A 20,407-nucleotide genomic window follows, 5' to 3' on the forward strand; every position below is an offset into this window, starting at 1 on the left:
GGGCAGCCTATCGAGCGGGCGGCGCGGATGCCTCGAACATGACCCCGGGGTTCAGGATGCCGGTGGGGTCGAAGAGCGCCTTGATGCCGCGTTGCAGCTCGAACGAGTCGTCGCCGAGCTCGTCGGCCAGCCACCGCCGCTTCAGGATGCCGACGCCGTGTTCTCCGGTGAGCGTGCCCCCGAGCGCGACCGCCGTGCGGAACATGGCATCGGCAGCGGCCCACACGTGTTCGGGCACCTCATCGCCCGTGAACACGAAATTGGGATGCAGGTTGCCGTCGCCGGCGTGCGCGATCGTCGGGATCTCGATGCCGTACCGCGCGCCGATCTCCTCGATGGCGCGGAACATCTCGGGCAGCCGCGAACGCGGCACGGCGACGTCTTCGATAAGTACATTGCCGGATGCCGCGAGCGCGGGGTGCATGGCCCGGCGGATGCCGAGCAGGCGCTCGCCCGTCGCGGCATCCGTCGACAGGGTCGCCCGCCCGCCCGACGAGACGAACACGCGGGCGATCGCAGCGGCCTCGTCGGCGGCGCCTCCGCCGTCGCTCTGTGCGAGCAGGAATGTCTCGGCCGGGGCCATCGATTCGAGCGGCGTGCCCGCGAGCCCGGCCGGGCCGATGAAGGCGGCGACGCGGGCGAGACCAGCGGCATCGATGAGTTCGAGCACGGCCGGTTGCAGGCGAGCTGCGCTGACGGCAGCGGATGCCGCGGCGGCCGTTTCGATGTCGGGGAATACGGCGGCGACGGTGACGGTCTCGCCCGGTGTGATCGGCCGAAGTCGCACGGTCGCCTCGACGATGACGCCGAGTGTGCCCTCGGAGCCCGTGAAGAGCGCCGTGAGGTCGTAGCCGGTGACGCCCTTCACGGTGCGATGGCCGGTGCGCAGGAGTCGTCCGTCGGCGAGCACGACGGCCAGACCCAGCACGGCCTCGCGAGTGACGCCGTACTTCGCGCAGAGAAGACCGCCGGCGTTCGTCGCGATGTTGCCGCCGATCGAGGAGATCGCGCGGCTCGCCGGATCGGGCGCGAACCAGAGCCCGCGCGGGGCGATGGCGTCGTTGAGGTCGCCGTTGAGCACGCCCGGCTCGACCACGGCGAGCTCATCTGCCTCGGAGATCTCGAGCACTCGGTTCATGTGCGAGAGGTCGAGCACGATCGCACCGGGGCTCGCGATACCGCCCCCTGCGAGGCCCGTGCCGGCGCCGCGGGGCACCACCGGAGTGCCGGTCTCGTGCGCGATGCGCATCACGGCCTGCACCTCGGCGACGGATGCCGCGTGCACGACGGCGATCGGCGGCGTAGCGCTCCGCCACCCGGATCGGTCTTCGCGGCTGGCTTCGAGGTCGGCCGGCTCCGTCGACACGGATGCCCCGAGGGCGTCTTGCAGGAGGGTCACGACGACGTGCGGCATCCCTCCACCATACGTCGCGCCGCTCGTGTCCGATTCCCGCCGGTCGATGTCGGCGGGGCATGCGAGGCTGGGTGCATGACCACCGCAACGAGCACGCGCCGGCTCGCGACCGATCCGCTCGACGACCCCGAGTTCGCGGAACGGTACCGCGCGATGCAGGCACGCGACTCCCGCTTCGACGGGCAGTTCATCACGGGCGTGCACTCCACCGGCATCTACTGCCGGCCGAGTTGCCCGGCGGTGTCGCCGAAGCCGACGAACGTCAGCTTCTACCTCACCGCTGCGGCGGCCCACGAGGCGGGGCTCAGGGCGTGCAAGCGCTGCCTGCCCGACGCCGTGCCCGGCTCGCCCCAATGGGACTTGCGCGACGACCTCGCCGCGCGCGCCATGCGACTCATCGCCGACGGCGTCGTCGAGCGCGAGGGCGTGCCGGGCCTCGCGACCCGACTGGGCTACACACCCCGGCACCTCACGCGCGTGCTCACCGCCGAACTGGGTGCCGGGCCGCTGGCGCTCGCCCGTGCCCACCGCGCCCAGACCGCGAGGGTACTGCTCACCTCGACGAAACTGCCCGCTGCCGACGTCGCCTTCGCATCGGGGTTCGGCAGCATCCGCCAGTTCAATGACACGATCCGCGAGGTCTACGAGCGCAGTCCGCTCGAGCTTCGTGCGGCCGCCCGGGTGCGCGAGCGACGGCCGACACCCCGTCGATCGGCGACGCGAGGCGCCGGCGAGCCGTCTCCGCTCGCTGTGCCCGTCTCGTCGTCTGTGCCCGTCTCGTCGTCTGTGCCCGCCTGGCCGTCTGCGGCCGTTCCGCCGTCCGTTCCCGCCTCGCCCGCAGACTCCGGCGTCGTGCGCCTGCGGCTGCCGGCGCGGCCGCCGTTCGACGCCGCCGGGGTGTTCGATTGGCTCGCGGCGCGCGCGCTCGACGGTGTCGAGCGGGTTCACGCCGGCCGGTACGAGCGCACGCTCCGACTGCCGAGCGGTGCGGCGAGCATTTCGCTGGCGCCGGCCGGCGACGCGAACGCTCCCGCCATCGACGTCGAGGCGCGGCTCGCGACCCTCGCCGATCTCCCGCCGCTCGTCGCACGAGTGCGGCGGCTCTTCGATCTCGACGCCGATGCGGTCGCCATCGACGCGGCCCTGTCGAGAGACCCCGCACTCGCGGCATCCGTTGCGGAGACGCCGGGCATTCGGGTGCCCGGATGCCTCGATCCGCACGAGCTCGTCTTCCGCGCGCTCATCGGGCAACAGGTGTCGGTGAAGTCGGCGCGCACGTCGCTCGCGCGTCTCGCGTCCGAACTCGGCGAGCACATCGCGCCGCGCGACGACCTGGCTCCGACGGTGCTCTTCCCCTCGGCAGCAACGATCGCCGAGCACGGCCACACGGTGCTCAGAGGCCCGGCCGCACGCGTGCGCACGATCATCGACGTCGCGAGCCGACTCGAGTCGGGCGCACTCGTCGTCGCCGCCGAGTGCGAGCGTCACGAACTGACGGCCGAATTGCTCGCAGTGCCGGGCATCGGCCCATGGACGGCCGGGTACGTCGCCATGCGGGTGACCCGGGCACCCGATGTGCTGCTGACGGGTGATCTGGCACTCCGCAACGGAGCCGAGCGGCTGGGGCTGCCCGCCAGCGCTGCGGAGCTCGGGCATGTCGGGCTGCGTTGGGCGCCGTGGCGCAGCTACGCCTCGATGCACCTCTGGCGCGCCGCCGGCACAAAGATCTGATGTCTGTACTCGTGCGTGCGCCCCGACGCGGTACGATCTCGGCATGGCGGTCACCGACGAAGCGATTCTGCGCATCAAAGAGATGATCATCGCGGGCGAACTCGCCCCCGGTGATCGGCTGCCCCCCGAGAAAGAGCTGAGCGAACGGCTCGGGCTCTCGCGGTCGTCACTCCGCGAAGCCGTCAAGGCGCTCGAGGTCATCCGCGTGCTCGACGTGCGCCGCGGCGACGGCACCTACGTCACGAGCCTCGAGCCGCGCCTCCTGCTCGAGGCGATGTCGTTCGTCGTCGACCTGCACGACGACCACTCGGTGCTCGAGATCTTCGCGGTTCGCCGCATCCTCGAACCGGCGGCCACGGCGCTCGCCGCTCGCAACGCCGATGCGGCCGCGCTGCAACGCCTGCGTGAGATCGTCGCGAGCGTCGACCATGCCGCCGATGTCGAGGGGCTCGTCGAACACGACCTTGAGTTCCACCGGGCCATCGCCGACGCCGCGGGCAACACCTACCTCGCAAGCCTCATCGACTCGCTGTCGAGCCATACGGTTCGCGCCCGCATCTGGCGCGGCATCACCCAAGAGAACGCCGTCGAGCGCACCCTCTCCGAGCATCACGCGATCCTCGACGCGATCGCCGCCGGCGACGCCGATCTCGCATCGGCGCTCACGGTGGTGCACGTGAGCGGTGTCGAGCAGTGGCTCCGCGCGGCGCTCTGACCGAACCGCCCCGCAAGAAGCGAAACCTGGCCCGCAACCCGCGAAGCGGGGCGCCGGCCGAAGCCGACGCCCCGCGGCATCCGCAGAGCTACTCGTAGAGCACGGCCTGGATCTCGTCGTCGTCGATGTTCGACGCGTCGTACCAGTAGAAACCCGTGTCGATCGTCTTCGGCAGTTCCGTGCCGTCGAGCGCCTCGACCGCGGCCTTCACCGTCTCGTAGCCGATACCGACCGGGTTCTGGGTGATCGCGCCGATCATGAGGCCGTCGCGGATCGCATCCATCTGCGCCTTGCCGGAGTCGAACCCGACCACGACGAGCTCGCTCGGGTCGATGCCGAGTTCCTTGACCGCCTGCACCACGCCGATCGCCGAACCCTCGTTCGAACCGTAGATGCCCTTCAGGTCGGGGTTGGCCGCGAGGATCGCCTTGGCGAGGTCGGCGGACTTCGCCTGGTCGCCGCCGCCGTACTGCACGTCGACGATCTCGATGTTCGGTTCGTTCTGCTCCATGTAGTCGACGAAGCCGTCGCGACGCTCCTGGCCCGTGACCGAGGTCTGGTCGTGCACGACGAGGGCGACCTTGCCCTCGTGGCCGACGGCCTCGGCCATGTGCTCGGCGGCCTCGGAGGCGGCAGCGAGGTTGTCGGTCGCCGCGGTCGTGAGCGGGATGTCGCTCTCGACGCCCGAGTCGAACGCGATGACGGGGATGTTCGAGTCCTTCGCCTGCTGGAGCAGTGGGCCGGCCGCCTGGCTGTCGAGGGCCGCGAACCCGATCGCGTCGGGGCTCTTGTCGAGCGCGGTCTGCAGCTGCTGGATCTGCTGGTCGACGTCGGCCTCGGTGTCGGGGCCCTCGAAGGTGATCTCGACATCGAACTCCTCGGCCGCCTGCTCGGCGCCGGACTTCACCGCCTGCCAGAACTGATGCTGGAACCCCTTCGAGACGAGAGCGATGTACGGCTTGTCGCCATCGCCGCCGTTCGTGCCGGAACCACCGCCGTCGCTCGCGCAACCGGCGAGCACGAGGGCTGCGGCAACGGCGCCGACGATCACGCCCATCGTTCGCTTCTTGAACATGTCACTCCTTCATGTTGTGGGTATTCGTGGTGGTGCGAGTTGTGCCGGGCGCACCGGCGGATCAGGACCTGCGGCGCCGCAGCATGTCGAGGTAGACGGCGACGAGGATCACGATGCCGACGGCGACCGATTGCCACTCCTGCGGCACGGAGATGATGCGAAGTCCGTTCGTCAGCACGGCCATGATGAGCGCACCGATCACGGTGCCGATGATGGACCCCTTGCCGCCCTGCAGTGAAGTGCCGCCGATGACGACGGCGGCGATCGCCTCGAGCTCGAGCCCCATGCCGCCGGTCGGTTGGGCCGATGAGAGACGTGAGGCGCTCAGCACGCCCGCGAGTCCGACGAAGAGGCCTGCGAGCGTGTAGATAATGATCTTCCACCGGCGCACGTTCACGCCCGACAGTGCCGTCGCCGCTTCGTTGGAGCCGATCGAGAAGGTGTAGCGGCCCACGATCGTCTTCGAGAGCAGCACCGCGGCGACGACGATCATGACGATGAAGATCGCGACGCCGAGCGGGAATCGGATGCCGGGCACGATCGACAGGTTCATGATCGACTGGAACTCGGGGGTGTCGTTGAAGTAGATCGGCTTCGTGCCCGAGATCACGAGCGACAGGCCCGCCGCGATGAGCATCATGCCGAGGGTCGCGATGAACGGCGGGATGCCGAGCACCGAGACGTTCACGCCGTTGATGAGCCCGATCAGCCCGCCGAACAGGATGGTGGCGCCGACGCCGGCCCACAACGGCCAGCCGAGGTAGGTGAGGAAGACGCCCGCCATCACGCCGCAGAGCACCATGCCGGTGCCGATCGAGAGGTCGATGCCGCCCGTGATGATCACGAAGGTCGTGCCGAGCGCCAGGATGCCGGTCACGGTCGCGGCCGTGAGGATCGAGACGAGGTTGTTCGCCGTGAAGAAGTGCGGACTCGCGATGGAGAAGACCGCGACGATCACGATGAGGCTTGCGAAGGCGAGGAGTTGCTGCAGGGAGCCGCGCAGCCACGCGAATCTCGGAGTGCCGGAATCGACCGCTGCGAAGGCCGTCGTCGACGGGGTCGGTGCAGGCTGTTGCGTCGTCGTCGGGCTCATCGTGCGATCGTTCCTTCGCTGGTGAATCGGGTGGCGTAGTCCATGAGGTTCTCCTGGGTGGCCTCGGCGTTGTCGAGCACTGCGGTGAGGCGCCCCTCGGCCATGACGGCGATCCGGTCGGAGAGCCGGAGCACCTCTGGCAGCTCGGAGGAGATCATGATGATCGCCTTGCCCTGCTCGGCGAGCTGCCGCAGCAAGGTGTAGATCTCCTCCTTCGCACCGACGTCGATGCCTCGGGTGGGTTCGTCGAAGATGAGAACTTCGCAGTCCTTCGCGAGCCACTTCGCGATGACGACCTTCTGCTGATTGCCGCCCGAGAGGTTCTTCACGAGCTGCGCCGTCGACGGCGTCTTGATGCGGAGCTTCTCGACGTACTCGCGCCCGGTGGCCTCGATGCGCGAGCCGTTCACGAAGCCCAGTGCCGAGACGTAGTCGCGGAGCGAGGCGAGCACGATGTTCTCGCGAACGCTGCGCTCGAGCAGCACGCCGAGCTGCTTGCGGTCCTCGGAGAGGTAGCCGATGCCGAACCGAGCGGCCTCTGCGGGATTCCCGATCGTCACCGGCCGGCCGTGCACGAGGATCTCACCGGACTCGATGCGGTCGGCGCCGACGATGGCACGGGCGACCTCGGTACGCCCTGCGCCCATGAGCCCGGCGAATCCGAGGATCTCACCGGAGCGCACGTCGAATCCGACGTCGCGCAGCAGGTGCTTGGTCGTGAGACCGCGCACCGAGAGCACGGGCACGCCGCTCGTCGTCGCGGCCGGTGGGCGCTGCTCGCCCGAGATCTCCCGTCCGACCATGAGCGAGATGATCTCCCGCGGTTCGGTTTCCGCCGTCACCCGCGTGCCGATGTACCTGCCGTCGCGCAGCACCGTGATGCGGTCGGAGATGCGTGCGAGCTCCTCCATGCGGTGCGAGATGTAGATGACGCCCGTCTCGGGCGTGCGGAACCGCCGAATCAGCTCGAAGAGCACATCGACCTCGGCGTCGTTGAGCGCGGCGGTCGGCTCGTCCATGATGAGTACCTTCGCGTCGAACGACAACGCCTTCGCGATCTCGACCATCTGCTGTCGCGCGACCGTGAGACGTTCGACGCGCTCGGTGGGGTCGAGGGCGAGGCCCAGCTGATCGAAGAGATCTTGGGCGCGCCGGTTGAGGGCTCGCTCGTCGAGGAAGAGACCGCCGGCGCGGTGCTCGCGACCGATGAAGATGTTCTGCGCGACGGTGAGGTCGGGCATGAGGTTGAACTCCTGGTGGATGATCGAGATGCCGAGTTGCTGCGCGTGACGCGGTCCCTCGATCGCGAGCGCTTCGCCGTTCAGGCGGAAGGTGCCGGCGTCGGGGGTGTAGATGCCCGCGAGCAGCTTCATGAGCGTCGATTTGCCTGCGCCGTTCTCGCCGACGAGGGCGAGCACTTCGCCGTGTCGAAGCTCGAGTCGCACATCGGCGAGTGCCTGCACGCCCGGGAACCCCTTGCTGACGTCCTCGAGGTCGAGCAGTGGGATCGCAGTGTCGACGCGCTCGTTCATCATGCAGCCCCGGTCGGCGTGTACGTGTTCACGACGCCCTTGCGCAGCACGACGTTGCCGTACGGCCGCAGCTCGCCCGTACGCACGATGAGTTGTGCCGAGGCGGCCCGATCGTAGAAGGCGAATCGTTCGAGCTCTTCGATCCGGTCGAGGGCGGTGTCGGCCGCGGTGACGAGTTCGTGCTGCACGGGCAAGCGCTCGCCGCCCTCGGCCACCATGAGTAGTACGGAGGCGCCTTCGTAGCCGTCGAGCGGAACGACGGTGCGGATCGCGGCGACCACGTCGGCCGCGGCGAGTGCCGGAGCCTCGACGACCAGTGCACCGACGCGGTGGGCGGGAAAGTTCGCGTCGGCGACGACGAGCTCGTCGCCGTGACCGAGCCGGTCGAGTGCGGCGAGCAGTTCGCCGCCGAGGATCGGGTTGATGCCACTCAGCACGTGCGCCTCTCTTCCTTGAGATTCGGGACGAGTGTACTACTCATCCGATGTTTCAGCAGGTTTCAGCCCGATGGATTACTCCCCGGTAGGTTTTCGATGAAAGACATCCGATTACTCACGCCGAGTACACCCGATCGGCAGTGCCGCCGAGCACCGCCTCACGTTCCGTTTGAGCAAGCTCGGCGAGGCATCCGCTCATGACCGCCCACGTCGGCTGGTAGCCGCCATGCGGCACTGACATCGGCCAGTCGCCGCCGTACATCAGTCGCGCAGGCTCGAATGCCTCGAGCGCGATCTCCCAGAGCGGCTGCACCGTCGCGCTGCCGAACGGCACGCCCGGCAGGTGCAGTCCCGAGAACTTCGCGACCGTGTTCGGCAGCGCGGCGACAGCGTCGAACTCGCGCCGCCACGCCTCGAAGTCGTCGCGGCCGACGGGAGGCTTGGCGAGGTGGTCGATCACCACGGTCAGTTCAGGCAGGTCGTGCGCGAGCCGCCGGGCCGCCCCGAGATGGCGAGGCCAGGCGTCGGGCACATCGAAGGCGAGGCCGCGCCGGGCGACCTCGGCGAGCGAGGCACGCACAGCGCGCAACTCGAGGAACCCGTCGCGCGGGTCGTCGTGCACGAGATGACGGATGCCGCGCAGTGCCCGCTCCCCCTCCAACTCGTCGAGCGCCCTGAACGCCGCGGCGCGATCGTCGAGCGGCACCCAGCCGACGACGCCGGCGACCCAGTCGTGGCGTGCGGCGACGTCGAGCATGAACCGCGTGTCGGCGAGCGAATCCTCGGCTTGCACGAGGATGGCGGCGTCGATGCCGGCGGTGTCGAGTTCCGCCCGCGCCTCTTCGGGCGGGAAGTCCGCGTCGAGCGGTCCGAGTTCGGGCGTGATCCACGCGTAGTCGCTCACCGCGCGATCCCAGAGATGCAGGTGCGCATCGATCGTGCGGGCGGGCGCGGTCACGGGATGAGCCCCTCGTCGCGCAGTCGGATCCACAGGGCGTCGGGAACCGGTGCGTGCACCCGGGCGGCGTTCTCGGCGATCTCGGCCGCGCGCGCCGAGCCGACGACGACCGACCGCACAGCGGGGTGCCGGAGCGGGTACTGCAGTGCGGCGACCGGCAGCTCGACGCCTTCGGCACGGCAGACGTCGGCGAGCCGGGTGACGCGCGTCAGCACCTCGGGCGGCACCGTGCCGTAGTTGTAGCGCCCGCTCGCCCCTGGCGTCGACGTCGAGAGCAGTCCCGAGTTGTAGACCGCGGCGGCGACGACGCCGACCCCGCGCTGCTCGCAGAGCGGCAGCAGCTCGGCGAGCGCCGGCTGCTCGAGCAGGGTGTAGCGCCCGGCGATCATCACGAGGTCGAGGTCGCCCTCGCGAACCGCGCGCGCCGCGGCATCCGCATTGTTGGTGCCGATGCCGATGGCCCCGACCATGCCCTCGTCTCGGAGCTTCGCGAGCGCGGGCAGCGCCTCGTCGATGCCGCGGTCGAGGTCGTAGACGTCGGGGTCGTGCAGGAATGCGATGTCGATGCGATCGAGGCCGAGGCGGTCGAGGGAGTCCTCGATGCTGCGGCGAACGCCCGACTCGCTCGGATCGAAACGGCGTACCGTGCGGTTCGGCACGGCGAAGTCGAATGCCAGATCGTCGCCGCCGGCGAAGTCGCGGTTCGGGTCGAGCACCCGCCCGACCTTCGTCGAGAGCACGAAGTCTTCTCGGGCCTTCGCGGCGAGGTAGGAGCCGAGTCGCCGCTCGGAGAGGCCGAGCCCGTAGTGCGGTGCGGTGTCGAAGTAGCGGATGCCGCCTTCCCATGCCGCGGCGAGCGCGGCCTCCGACTGCGCGTCGCTCACCTCGCGGTAGAGGTTGCCGACCGAGGCGGCACCATACCCGAGCGGCCCGAGCCCCTCGGCCGAGGTGAGGTCGGCGATCATGCAGGCACCTCGCCGATGTGCGCCCCGCGCCAGGTGTATTCGTCGACGGATGCCGCGAGCATCTCGGTGCCCGCACCGGGCGTGTCGGGCGTGCGGTAGCGGCCGCGGCGCACCACGGCGGGGGTCACGAAGTGCTCGTGAAGGTGGTCGACGAATTCGATCATGCGTCCCTCCATCGTGCCCGAGAGCGCGACGTAGTCGAACATCGAGAGGTGCTGCACCGCCTCGCAGAGCCCGACGCCGCCCGCGTGCGGGCAGACGGGCACGCCGAACTTCGCGGCCAGCAACAGGTTCGCGATGTTCTCGTTGACACCGCCGACGCGGGTCGCATCGATCTGCATGACGTGCATGCCGCCGGCCTGCAGCAGTTGCTTGAAGACGATGCGGTTCGCCGCGTGTTCCCCCGTCGCGACCTTGATCGGCGCGACGCCGCGCGCGATGGCCGCGTGGCCGAGGATGTCGTCGGGGCTCGTCGGCTCCTCGATCCAGGTGATGTCGAACTCTGCGAGTGCGCGCACCCACTCGATGGCGGCATCGACGTCCCACCGCTGGTTCGCGTCGATCGCGATCGGGTAGCCCTCGCCCACGGCGGCGCGTGCGATGCCGAGCCGGCGGATGTCATCGGCGAGATCGGCGCCGACCTTCAGCTTGATCTGCGGGTAGCCGTCGGCGACCGCCTCGCGGCAGAGCCGGTCGAGCTTCTCATCGGAATAGCCGAGCCACCCGGGCGTGGTCGTGTACGCGGGGTAGCCGATCTCGAGGAGTTCGGCCGTACGCCCGGCGCGACCGGGTTCTGCCGCGCGGAACAGCTCGAGCGCTTCATCCGGGGTGATCGCATCGCTGAGATAGCGGAAGTCGACGAGCGCGACGAGCTGCTCGGGCGAGAACTCGGCGAGCAGTCGCCAGAGCGGCAGGCCCGCTCGCTTGGCCTTGAGGTCCCAGAGGGCGTTGATCGCCGCACCGATCGCCATATGCATGACGCCCTTCTCGGGGCCGAGCCAGCGCAATTGCGAGTCGTGGGCGAGCAGGCGCCAGGCGGAGCCCATGTCGTCGAGCAGTGCCTCGACATCCTGGCCGAGCAAGTGGCCGCGGAGCGCGTCGAGCGCCGCGACCTCGACATCGTTGCCGCGCCCGATCGTGAAGACGAATGCGTGCCCCTCGAGGCCGTCAGCGGCGTCCGTGCGGATCGTGAGGTACGCCGCCGAGTAGTCGGGGTCGGGGTTCATCGCGTCCGAACCGTCGAGTTCGAGGGAGGTCGGGAAGCGGATGTCCCGGGTATCAACTCTGACGATCGTGCTCATGACGTCCTTTCGTGGCGACCCTGAGCATAAACATCGGATGTCTCTTCTGTCAACCGCGCAAAGTTGTGCAAGAATCTCCCAGAACCCGCCCGCGTGCACCTCAGAGTTCAGATGTTCACACGGCGCCCCAATGGAGAGGACCAGCATGAGATTCGCCCGGCTCGGCAACGTCGGCACCGAGATCCCCGTCGTCGTCGACGGAGACCGCACCCTCGACCTGCGCGGGATCACCGCCGACATCGACGCCGACTTCCTCTCCGGCGACGGCATCGAGCGCGCGCGGGTCGCGGTCGCCGGCGGCGAACTCCCCGAGCTGCCCGATGCCTCGAGCCTCCGCATCGGCGCTCCGATCGCCCGCCCCTCGGCCGTCTACTGCATCGGCATGAACTACGCCGCGCATGCCGCGGAGTCGGGCTCGGAGCCGCCCACGCAGATCGTCATGTTCATGAAATCCCCGAACACCGTCGTCGGCGCATACGACGACGTCGCGATTCCCCGCGGCAGCGAGAAGACCGACTGGGAGGTCGAGCTCGGCGTCGTGATCGGTCGTCGCGCGAGCTACCTCGACTCCCCCGCCGATTCGCGCGCGCATATCGCCGGCTTCGTCACGGCGAACGACCTCTCCGAGCGCGACTGGCAGATCGCCGTCTCAGGCGGTCAGTGGTCGAAGGGAAAGAGCGCGCCCGGCTTCTGCCCGACCGGCCCATGGCTCGTCACCGACGACGAACTCGACGCAGACGATGTGCGCCTCACGAGCTTCGTCAACGGCGAGCCCCGACAGGACTCGCGCACGAGCGACCTCATCTTCGGCATCGACACGATCGTCTGGACACTGAGCCAGTACCTCACCCTCGAACCGGGCGACCTCGTGCTCACGGGCACGCCCGAGGGCGTCGCCCTCTCCGGCCGCTTCCCGTACCTCGCCGCCGGCGACGTCGTCGAGCTCGGCATCGACGGCCTCGGTCGCCAGCGCCAGCAGTACGTCTCCTCCTGACTCGATCCGCCCGACCCGATCCGCCTGACCCGATCCGCCCGATTCGATCCGCCCGACCCGATCCGCCCGACCCGATCACGCCACCCGAAAGGACCCATCACATGAGCAACGACTTCAGCGGCCTCGTCGCGATCGTCACCGGCGGGGCATCCGGCATCGGAGCCGCGATCGCCGCCCGCCTGCAGCGGGGCGGTGCGCGCGTCGCCGTCTTCGATCTGCAGCCGGATGCCGCCGCCGACGCCGACCTGGCCGTCGCCGTCGACGTGGCCGATGACGCCAGCGTGCGCGCGGGCGTCGAGCACGTGGCCGCGGAGCTCGGCCGCATCGACATCCTCGTGAACAACGCCGGCATCGGGGCGCAGGGCACGATCGAGGCGAATCCCGACGACGAGTGGCACCGCGTGTTCGACGTCAACGTCGTCGGCATGGTCCGGGTCGCCCGCGCGGCCTTGCCTCACCTCCGCAACTCGCCCGCCGCCGCGATCGTCAACACCGCGTCGATCGCCTCGACGGCCGGCCTGCCCGAGCGTGCTCTCTACAGCGCCAGCAAGGGCGCGGTCGCCGCGCTCACCCGGGCGATGGCCGCCGACCACTTGCGTGAGGGCATCCGCGTGAATGCCGTCAACCCCGGCACCGCCGACACCCCGTGGGTCGGTCGCCTGCTCGAATCCGCCCCCGACCCCGCGGCCGAGCGAGCCGCGCTCGAAGCGCGCCAGCCGCACGGGCGGCTGGTGTCGGCCGACGAGGTCGCCGAGGCCGTCGCGTACCTCGCGAGCCCGGCCTCGGGATCGACGACCGGGGTCGCGCTCGCGGTCGACGGCGGCATGCAGGAGTTGCGCTTGCGACCGGCGGCGAGCTGAAGCGGCATCCGTTCGCGTGATCGACTTGTCGACGTGAGGGTGCTTGCGGCGACGTTCGTTGTACATCGCGCACAGCAGGTTCGCCGAGACGCCCGATAGCCTGAAGACGTGAAGTTCGCGCACCTGAGAGTCGAAGGCCAGACGACCCCTCGACTCGCGGCGGTGGTCGCCGATTCCGCGATCTTCCTCGACGAGTGCATGCAGCGTCCGCCGCGCGATCTGCAAGACCTCATCGAGCGCGGGGCGGAGGGCCTCGACGAAGTGCGTCAGGTCATCGACTCCGTCGTCGCACTCGGCACCGAGCCGACTCCAGTGGCTGAGCTCCGGCATTCCTCCGCCGTGTTGCGTCCGGCACAGGTGATCGCGATCGGCGCGAACTACGCTGCGCACGCTTCCGAGCTGAAACTGCGCTCAGAGACGGCGATGACGATCTTCTCGCTCTGGCCGAACTCGCTCACCGGGCACGGCGCCACCACGACCTGGCCCGACGACCTCACGACACAGGTCGACTACGAGGCCGAGCTCGGCGTCATCATCGGCCGGCCCGCGCGCGGCGTGCACGTGCGCGACGCCCTCGACCATGTGTGGGGTTACACCGTCGTCAACGACATCACCGCACGCGACCTGCAGTTCAGCGAAGCGCAGTGGTCGCGCTGCAAGTCGTTCGACGGGTTCACGCCCACCGGGCCCGTCGTCGTGACCGCCGACGAGGTCGCCGACCCGCAAGACCTCTGGCTCACCACGAACCTCGACGGCCACATCCTGCAAGACGCCTCGACGAGCGAGATGGTGCGCGGCGTCGCCGAGATCATCTCCTACCTCTCGCGATCGGCGACGATCCCCGCCGGCACACTCATCTCCACCGGCAGCCCGGGCGGCGCGGGGTACTCGCGCAACCCGCAGGTCTTCCTGCGCGACGGTTCGACCGTGACGGTCACGATCGAGGGCATCGGCTCGCTCACCACGCACTGCCGGGTCGTCTGAGGCGCCGGCGAACCTCGCTCAGCCGACGAGTTCGCCGGCCGAGAGGCAGCGCCGGAGGAAGTCGCCTGCACGATCGAGCGCGACCCCGGCCGCATCGAGCGCGCCGAGCGCCGTCTGGTAGTTGTGCGGCGCCCGAGCCGCGACGTCGAGCACGACGTCGACGTCGTCGTGCGCCGCGTTGGCGACCAGCCTGACCGCGTCGTCGAGCAGCAGCTCACGGCTGCCGACCTGCACGAGCATCGGCGGCAGGCCGCGCAGGCCCGCGAAGACGGGGCTCGCGAGTGGCGACGCCGCGGCGTCGGCCGCCCCCGACTCGGGCAGGTATCGGTTGGCGTAGCCGCGCAGGTCGTCTTGATCGAAGAGCGGGTCATCGCCGACCCGATGCGAGAACGACTCACCGCTGAGCGTCAGATCGACCCAGGGCGAGAAGACCACGACCGCGGCGGGCATCTCGAGGTCGGCATCGCGGGCCGCGAGGAGGGTCGCGATCGCGAGGCTGCCGCCCGCGGAATCACCGGCGATGATCAGGCTCCGGGCGCTGAATCGCTCCAACAGCTCGCGGTAGGCGGCGAGTGCGTCGTCGACGGGCGCGGGAAAGCGGTGCTCGGGCGCGAGACGGTAGTCGAGCGAGTACGCCGTGGTGCCCGTGCGCTGGGCGAGCGCCGCCGCCACGCCCACGCCGGTCGCCGCCGAACCGATCACGTAGCCGCCGCCGTGCAGGTAGAGCAGCGCACCGGCTCCCCCGCCGTCGCCGGGTATGAGCTCGATCGCGGAACGCTCGCCGAGTACGACGTCGCGAGTGGCGAATCCGTCGGGCGCGGCGACCGCGCCTTCGGCGAAGGCGGTGCGCATCTCTGCGACGGTCGCGTCGGCGGCGAAGCGCGCGGCCGCATAGGACTCGGACAAACGGTCGAACTCGAGGCGTGACATCCTGCTGCTCCTGTCGTAGATTGATTACTAGGAATCAACCCTACGAGTAATTAGCTTCCTGTCAATCTATTTCTTAGGAATGCATCGGTGCCTGACGACCTCGCCCTCTTCTTCGACCTCGTGCGCGCCGAGACCCGGTGGTTCGAACGACTCGACGGCGAGTTGTTCGACGAATACAGCGTGCACCTGGCGAGCTACGACGTGCTGCGGGTGATCGACTCGGTCGACGGATGCCGCGTGCAGGACATCGCCGACGAGATCGGCATCACCGTCGGAGCGGTCAGCAAATCAGTCGACCGCCTCGATCGCGACGGCTGGGTGCAACGCGTCGCCAACCCGAACGACCGTCGATCCTCGCTCATCACCCTCACCGAGTCGGGCACCGCGCTGCTCGCCCGGGCGACGCCGTTCGTCGTCGGCGCCGTGCAGACCCGCCTCGCCTCGATCGGCGGCGACGCGCGGCGCGCGCTCACGACCGGTCTCACGGCGCTGCGCGCCTCGTTCGATTGATCGGGCTCCCGCGAGGTGCGTTCCTCGACGGACTCGGGGGCGTCGCCGACGCATCCGCTTACTCGCGCGGCTCGCCCTGCAGGTCGATGAGCGGGATCGCCATCGTGATCGGGCGGATGCCCGAGAGCTTCGAGGGCAGCAACTGAGCCATCACAGCCTCACGACTCATGAGGCCGGCCTCGACGACGAGGTCGGCGACCGGCCGGCCCGTCTTCAGCGCGTGCTTCGCGAGCGTGGATGCCTCGGTGTAGCCGATGAACGGGATGAGCGCGGTGATCACGCCGACGCTCGAGGCGACCATGGCCTCGAGTCGGTCGACGTTGGCCGTGATGCCGTCGACGCAATTGACCCGCAGGGTCCAGCAGGCCTGCCGCATCCACGTGATCGACTGCAGCAGCGAGTGCGCCATCACCGGTTCGAACGCGTTCAGCTGCAACTGGCCGCTCTCGGCCGCCATCATCACCGTGACATCCGCCCCGGCCACCGCGTAGGCGACCTGGCTGACCGCCTCGGGGATGACCGGGTTGACCTTGCCCGGCATGATGCTCGAGCCCGCCTGCTTGGGCGGCAGGTTGATCTCCCCGAACCCGGCCTGCGGGCCGGACGAGAGCAGACGAAGGTCATTGCATATCTTCGACAGCTTGATCGCGCTGCGCTTCAGCGCGCTCGAGAACGTCATGAACACACCGGTATCGCTCGTCGCCTCGATCAGGTCGGGCGCCGTCTCGAGGCGTAGCCCGGTGATCGCACTGAGGTGGCGCACCGCCGCGGCCGCGTAGCCGGGGTCGGCGGTGATGCCGGTGCCGATGGCGGTGGCGCCGAGGTTCACCTCGGAGAGCAGCTTGATCGTTTCGCTGAGGCGTTCGTGGTCTTCACCCAAGGTCGTCGCGAAGCCGTGGAACTCCTGGCCGAGGGTCATCGGCACGGCATCCTGCAATTGCGTACGGCCGACTTTCAGTACCTCGTGGAACTCCTGGCCCTTGCGGCCGAAGGAGATGCGCAGCAGATCGAGCTCACGCAACATCGTGGTGAGCGAGAAGGTCATCGCGAGCTTGACGGCGGTGGGATAGGTGTCGTTCGTCGATTGGCTGCGATTGACGTCGTCGATCGGGTCCAGCACGTCGTAGCGACCCTTGGGGTAGCCGCCGATCTCGAGGGCGAGGTTGGCGATGACCTCGTTGGCATTCATATTCGTCGACGTGCCGGCGCCGCCCTGGATGACACCGACCACGAACTCCTCATGAAGCTCGCCGTCGAGGATCCGCTGGCAGGCCTCGTCGATCCACGCCGCCTTCTGCGCGGTGAGCACGCCGACCTCGCGATTCGCTCGCGCAGCAGCCTGCTTGACGGAGGCGAGGGCTACGACGAGGTCGGGGTAGACCGAGATGGGGCGCTTCGAGATCGGGAAGTTCTCGAGTGCTCGCTTGGTGTGCACGCCCCAGTACGCGTCGGCCGGCACCTCGAGGGAGCCCAACGAGTCGGTTTCGGTGCGGGTCGGTACCTCGGGCGGTGACGGGATCGGAGCGGGGTCGGTGTACGTGTCGTCGGTCGTCTCGGGCTCGTGCATTTCTTCCTCCACAATGGGCTCGAGTGCACGTCGGGATGTGACGCACCCGCAGCCGGCTCCATCGCCAGTTCGCTCGCGGGATGCCCGCGCGCTGCTTCTGCATCGAGCCTATCGCCGCGGAGGCCGCTTCCCCCGGCTCCGATCCGACGGAGCTGCTCAGCGGCGATCGGACTCGTCGATGCCGTCGGCCGAGAGCAATTCGCTCTCGACCTGTCCGCCGTAACCCTCGGCCTGCGGGTCGCCGTGCAGGCCGCCCGACACGGCGTACTCCTCTTCCGGCGAGAGGATGAGCCGGTGCCGACCCCAGAGCGCGAAGCTCGCGAGCATCACCGCGTAGACGACGCCGATCGCGATGATCGCCGGCACGAACGTCGGGTTCAGGAGGAAGCCGAGGAAGATGAGTGCGGCGATGATCGCTGCGACCACGGCTCCGGGCACGCCCCACGGGCTGCGGTAGGGGCGCTTCGCGTTCGGGTACTTGCGGCGCAGGATCACGAACGCGACCATCTGCAGCAGATAGGCGAGCACGGCTCCCCACACCGCGATGTTCAGCACGATCGCGCCGGCGACCGCGCCGGCCCCTTCGGCGTCGACCTGGGCGAGCACGTCGAGCACGAGGAGCGCGACGAAGCCGATGATCGCTCCCGCGACGAGTGCCACCCACGGCGTCTGGCGCTTGCCGGTGAGCGAGAGGAACTTCGGGTAGTACCCGGCGCGCGAGAGCGAGTACATGTTGCGCCCATACGCGAACATGATGCCCTGCAGTGACGCGAGCAGCCCGATGAGCGCGAAGAGTGCGAGCACGGCGGCGAGTTCGTCGCCCACGATCGCCCGGAATCCGTCGAGGAGCGGCTCCCCGGCCACGCCCGTCGCCTCTGCACCGACGACGCCGGTGTTCAGGAAGAGCACCAGGAGGCCCGTGACGATGAGCGTGGCGCGCGCGATGAGGCCGGCTTTCGGGATGTCGCGGACCGGGTCCTTCGACTCCTCCGCCGCGAGCGGCAGTTCCTCGATGCCGAGGAAGAACCACATCGCGAACGGCAGCGCGAACAGGATCGGCAGTACGCCGTGCGGCAGGAACGCGGTCGCTCCGGCATCGGGGGCGATGTCGAAGAGCTTGTCCCACGAGAACTGGCCCGAGAAGATCGCCATCGCACTGAACACGAGCAGGATCGCGATCGAGATGATCGAGACGACGATCGCGAACTTGAACGAGATGCTCGCCCCCGCGGCGTTGATGCCGATGAACACGAGGTAGAGGAGGATCCACCAGATCCACTGCGGCATCGAGAAGCCGAGCAGCTCGCTCGTGATCGCGTCGGCGTAGGCGCCCGAGAAGAACACGATGACGGCCGTCGTCGCGACGTACTCGATCGTCTCGGCGAGCCCGGTCACGAATCCGCCCCACGGCCCCATCGCCGCGCGGGAGAAGGAGTAGGCGCCGCCCGTGTGCGGCATCGCCGACGACATCTCCCCGATCGAGAAGATGAGGCCGTAGTACATGACGACGAGCACCGCGAATGCGATCAGCATGCCGCCGAATCCGGCGAAGTCGATGCCGAAGTTCCAGCCGGAGAAGTCGCCCGAGATGACCGCGGCCACGGCGAGGCCCCAGAGACCCCAGACCCCTGCAGTGCGGGTGAGCCGCCGCTTCTCGAAGTATCCGGACTCTGCGGTCGTGTACTTCACTCCCGAGACCTTGAGCGTGTCCTTGGTCATGGCGGTTCCCTTGCTCTCTCGAAGCGCGCAGCCGAGGCGGCGCGGGGGTGGGATGCGTTGGCCCGACTATAGAGCGCCCAATGGTTGCCCGTACAGACCTTTCTCGAACACGATCGACGGCATCGCCCCGAGATTTCAGGCAATCTACCGCCCATGCCCTTGAACCCATGTGATGTAATGGTCGGCAGAACAGACCAATCACGGACTGAGGAGGCGCCAACGGATGTCGGCACCCACCGGATACCTCACCCTCGATGCGCTGCGCGGCGCCATCGCCGACGGCCACGTCGACACGGTCATCGTCGCGTTCACCGACATGCAGGGGCGGCTCATCGGCAAGCGCGTCTCGGCGCGGCTCTTCCTCGACGATGTCGCCGAGCATGGCGCCGAATGCTGCAACTACCTGCTCGCCGTCGACGTCGAGATGAACACCGTCGACGGGTATGCGATGTCGAGCTGGGAGCGCGGCTACGGCGACATGGCGATGATCCCCGACTTCTCGACGTTGCGCATGGCGCCCTGGCTCGAGGCCACCGCGCTCGTCACCGCAGACCTGCAATGGCTCGACGGCACCCCCGTCGAGGCCTCACCCCGGCGCATCCTGCAGCGACAGCTCGAGCGCCTCGCCGAGCGCGGGCTCACGGCCTTCGTCGGCACAGAACTCGAGTTCATCGTCTTCGACGACTCGTTCCGGGAAGCCTGGCGCAAGGGGTACCGTGACCTCGCCACGGCGAGCGACTACAACATCGACTACGCGCTGCTCGCCTCGACCCGCATGGAGCCGCTGCTCCGCGACATCCGCAACTCGATGGACGGCGCCGGAATGTACTGCGAAGGGGTCAAAGGCGAGTGCAACCTCGGCCAGCAGGAGATCGCCTTCCGCTACACCGACGCGCTCGGCACGTGCGACAACCACTCGATCTACAAGAACGGGGCGAAGGAGATCGCCGACCGGCACGGCAAGTCCCTCACCTTCATGGCGAAGTTCGACGAACGCGAAGGCAACAGCTGCCACATCCACATCTCGCTGCGCGGTGCGGATGGCGAGGCGGTCTTCAGTAACCCGGATGCCCCGCACGGCATGTCGAAGCTCTTCCGGCAGTTCCTCGCGGGCCAACTCGCCGCGATGCGCGAGCTCACGCTCTTCTCGGCGCCGAACATCAACTCCTACAAGCGCTACGTCGCAGGCTCGTTCGCGCCGACCGCGATCGCGTGGGGGCTCGACAATCGCACGTGCGCGCTCCGTGTCGTGGGGCACGGGCTCGGCATGCGCGTCGAGAACCGGGTGCCGGGCGGCGACGTGAACCAGTACCTGGCGGTCGCCGCGCTCATCGCGGCCGGACTCGCGGGCATCGAGAACGAGCTCGAACCCGATGACGTGTTCGAGGGCAACGCCTACGAGAGCGACATTGCGCGTGTGCCGGCGACGCTCCGCGAGTCCTCCGAGCTCTTCGGCGAGTCGATCATCGCGCGCGAAGCGTTCGGCGACGAGGTCGTCGACCACTACCTGAACAACGCGCGCATCGAGCTCGCCGCCTACGACGCGGCCGTCACCGATTGGGAGCGAGTTCGTGGCTTCGAACGACTCTGAGCCGAACGGGCGCGCCACGACCCGGGGGGAC

Annotated in this window: 18 protein-coding genes; 7 read left to right on the plus strand and 11 right to left on the minus strand. The window is 68.9% G+C overall.

Annotation, left to right across the window (positions count from 1 at the left end):
* Positions 1-7 precede the first annotated feature (7 nt).
* Positions 8-1,414 (minus strand): FAD-binding oxidoreductase, encoded by a 1,407-nt coding sequence (locus AC1C2R_RS00595; RefSeq protein WP_495378588.1) that lies wholly within the window; start codon positions 1,412-1,414, stop codon positions 8-10.
* A gap of 75 nt (positions 1,415-1,489) precedes the next feature.
* Between AC1C2R_RS00595 and AC1C2R_RS00600 the strand changes: the two genes are divergently transcribed.
* Positions 1,490-3,145: a DNA-3-methyladenine glycosylase 2 family protein gene (locus AC1C2R_RS00600; protein ID WP_495378589.1), complete on the plus strand. Its 1,656-nt coding sequence runs from the start codon at positions 1,490-1,492 to the stop codon at positions 3,143-3,145.
* Between the two features lie 43 nt (positions 3,146-3,188).
* Positions 3,189-3,860: a FadR/GntR family transcriptional regulator gene (locus tag AC1C2R_RS00605; RefSeq protein ID WP_495350598.1), complete on the plus strand. Its 672-nt coding sequence runs from the start codon at positions 3,189-3,191 to the stop codon at positions 3,858-3,860.
* An 88-nt stretch (positions 3,861-3,948) separates the two neighbouring features.
* On the opposite strand, the gene AC1C2R_RS00610 is transcribed toward AC1C2R_RS00605, so the two are convergent.
* The 7 genes from AC1C2R_RS00610 to AC1C2R_RS00640 form a co-directional block, all read right to left on the minus strand.
* Positions 3,949-4,935 carry an ABC transporter substrate-binding protein gene (locus AC1C2R_RS00610; protein ID WP_495378590.1) on the minus strand — a complete coding sequence of 329 codons (987 nt, stop codon included), beginning with the start codon at positions 4,933-4,935 and terminating at the stop codon, positions 3,949-3,951.
* Positions 4,936-4,996: 61 nt separating this feature from the next.
* Positions 4,997-6,028: an ABC transporter permease gene (locus tag AC1C2R_RS00615; protein ID WP_495378591.1), complete on the minus strand. Its 1,032-nt coding sequence runs from the start codon at positions 6,026-6,028 to the stop codon at positions 4,997-4,999.
* Positions 6,025-7,560: a sugar ABC transporter ATP-binding protein gene (locus tag AC1C2R_RS00620; protein WP_495378592.1), complete on the minus strand. Its 1,536-nt coding sequence runs from the start codon at positions 7,558-7,560 to the stop codon at positions 6,025-6,027. The genes AC1C2R_RS00615 and AC1C2R_RS00620 overlap by 4 nt, the downstream gene beginning before the upstream one ends.
* Positions 7,560-7,997: an RbsD/FucU family protein gene (locus AC1C2R_RS00625; protein ID WP_495350602.1), complete on the minus strand. Its 438-nt coding sequence runs from the start codon at positions 7,995-7,997 to the stop codon at positions 7,560-7,562. The genes AC1C2R_RS00620 and AC1C2R_RS00625 overlap by 1 nt, the downstream gene beginning before the upstream one ends.
* A 115-nt stretch (positions 7,998-8,112) precedes the next feature.
* Positions 8,113-8,955 carry an amidohydrolase family protein gene (locus AC1C2R_RS00630; RefSeq protein WP_495378593.1) on the minus strand — a complete coding sequence of 281 codons (843 nt, stop codon included), beginning with the start codon at positions 8,953-8,955 and terminating at the stop codon, positions 8,113-8,115.
* Positions 8,952-9,920 carry an aldo/keto reductase gene (locus AC1C2R_RS00635; protein ID WP_495378594.1) on the minus strand — a complete coding sequence of 323 codons (969 nt, stop codon included), beginning with the start codon at positions 9,918-9,920 and terminating at the stop codon, positions 8,952-8,954. The genes AC1C2R_RS00630 and AC1C2R_RS00635 overlap by 4 nt, the downstream gene beginning before the upstream one ends.
* A complete protein-coding gene (locus AC1C2R_RS00640; protein ID WP_495378595.1) occupies positions 9,917-11,221 on the minus strand; it encodes an L-fuconate dehydratase in 1,305 nt (434 codons plus the stop codon). Before AC1C2R_RS00640 ends, AC1C2R_RS00635 begins: the two co-directional genes overlap by 4 nt.
* A gap of 145 nt (positions 11,222-11,366) precedes the next feature.
* On the opposite strand from AC1C2R_RS00640, the gene AC1C2R_RS00645 reads away from it, so the two are divergent.
* From AC1C2R_RS00645 to AC1C2R_RS00655, 3 genes are all read left to right on the plus strand, one after another.
* The gene (locus AC1C2R_RS00645; RefSeq protein ID WP_495378596.1) at positions 11,367-12,215 is read left to right on the plus strand and encodes a fumarylacetoacetate hydrolase family protein; all 849 of its coding nucleotides are present in this window, start codon (positions 11,367-11,369) and stop codon (positions 12,213-12,215) included.
* Positions 12,216-12,316: 101 nt separating this feature from the next.
* On the plus strand, positions 12,317-13,075 hold the full coding sequence (locus tag AC1C2R_RS00650) for an SDR family NAD(P)-dependent oxidoreductase (RefSeq protein WP_495378597.1): 759 nt from the start codon (positions 12,317-12,319) through the stop codon (positions 13,073-13,075).
* A gap of 108 nt (positions 13,076-13,183) precedes the next feature.
* Positions 13,184-14,059: a fumarylacetoacetate hydrolase family protein gene (locus AC1C2R_RS00655; protein ID WP_495350608.1), complete on the plus strand. Its 876-nt coding sequence runs from the start codon at positions 13,184-13,186 to the stop codon at positions 14,057-14,059.
* Between the two features lie 18 nt (positions 14,060-14,077).
* On the opposite strand, the gene AC1C2R_RS00660 is transcribed toward AC1C2R_RS00655, so the two are convergent.
* Positions 14,078-14,989 (minus strand): alpha/beta hydrolase, encoded by a 912-nt coding sequence (locus tag AC1C2R_RS00660; RefSeq protein ID WP_495378598.1) that lies wholly within the window; start codon positions 14,987-14,989, stop codon positions 14,078-14,080.
* Positions 14,990-15,076: 87 nt separating this feature from the next.
* Between AC1C2R_RS00660 and AC1C2R_RS00665 the strand changes: the two genes are divergently transcribed.
* Positions 15,077-15,499, plus strand: a complete 423-nt coding sequence (locus AC1C2R_RS00665) for a MarR family winged helix-turn-helix transcriptional regulator (RefSeq protein WP_495378599.1) — start codon at positions 15,077-15,079, stop codon at positions 15,497-15,499.
* 58 nt (positions 15,500-15,557) lie between these two features.
* Here AC1C2R_RS00665 and AC1C2R_RS00670 read toward each other — a convergent pair whose 3' ends face one another.
* Both AC1C2R_RS00670 and AC1C2R_RS00675 read right to left on the minus strand, forming a co-directional pair.
* Complete coding sequence (locus tag AC1C2R_RS00670) at positions 15,558-17,066, minus strand: aspartate ammonia-lyase (RefSeq protein WP_495378600.1); 1,509 nt, start codon at positions 17,064-17,066, stop codon at positions 15,558-15,560.
* Between the two features lie 156 nt (positions 17,067-17,222).
* Entirely contained in the window at positions 17,223-18,785 is a 1,563-nt protein-coding gene (locus tag AC1C2R_RS00675) for an amino acid permease (protein ID WP_495378601.1), read from the minus strand.
* Positions 18,786-19,008: 223 nt separating this feature from the next.
* On the opposite strand from AC1C2R_RS00675, the gene AC1C2R_RS00680 reads away from it, so the two are divergent.
* Positions 19,009-20,376 carry a glutamine synthetase family protein gene (locus AC1C2R_RS00680; RefSeq protein WP_495378602.1) on the plus strand — a complete coding sequence of 456 codons (1,368 nt, stop codon included), beginning with the start codon at positions 19,009-19,011 and terminating at the stop codon, positions 20,374-20,376.
* Positions 20,377-20,407 lie beyond the last annotated feature (31 nt).

The sequence above is a fragment of the Agromyces sp. Y182 genome, from assembly GCF_059445385.1.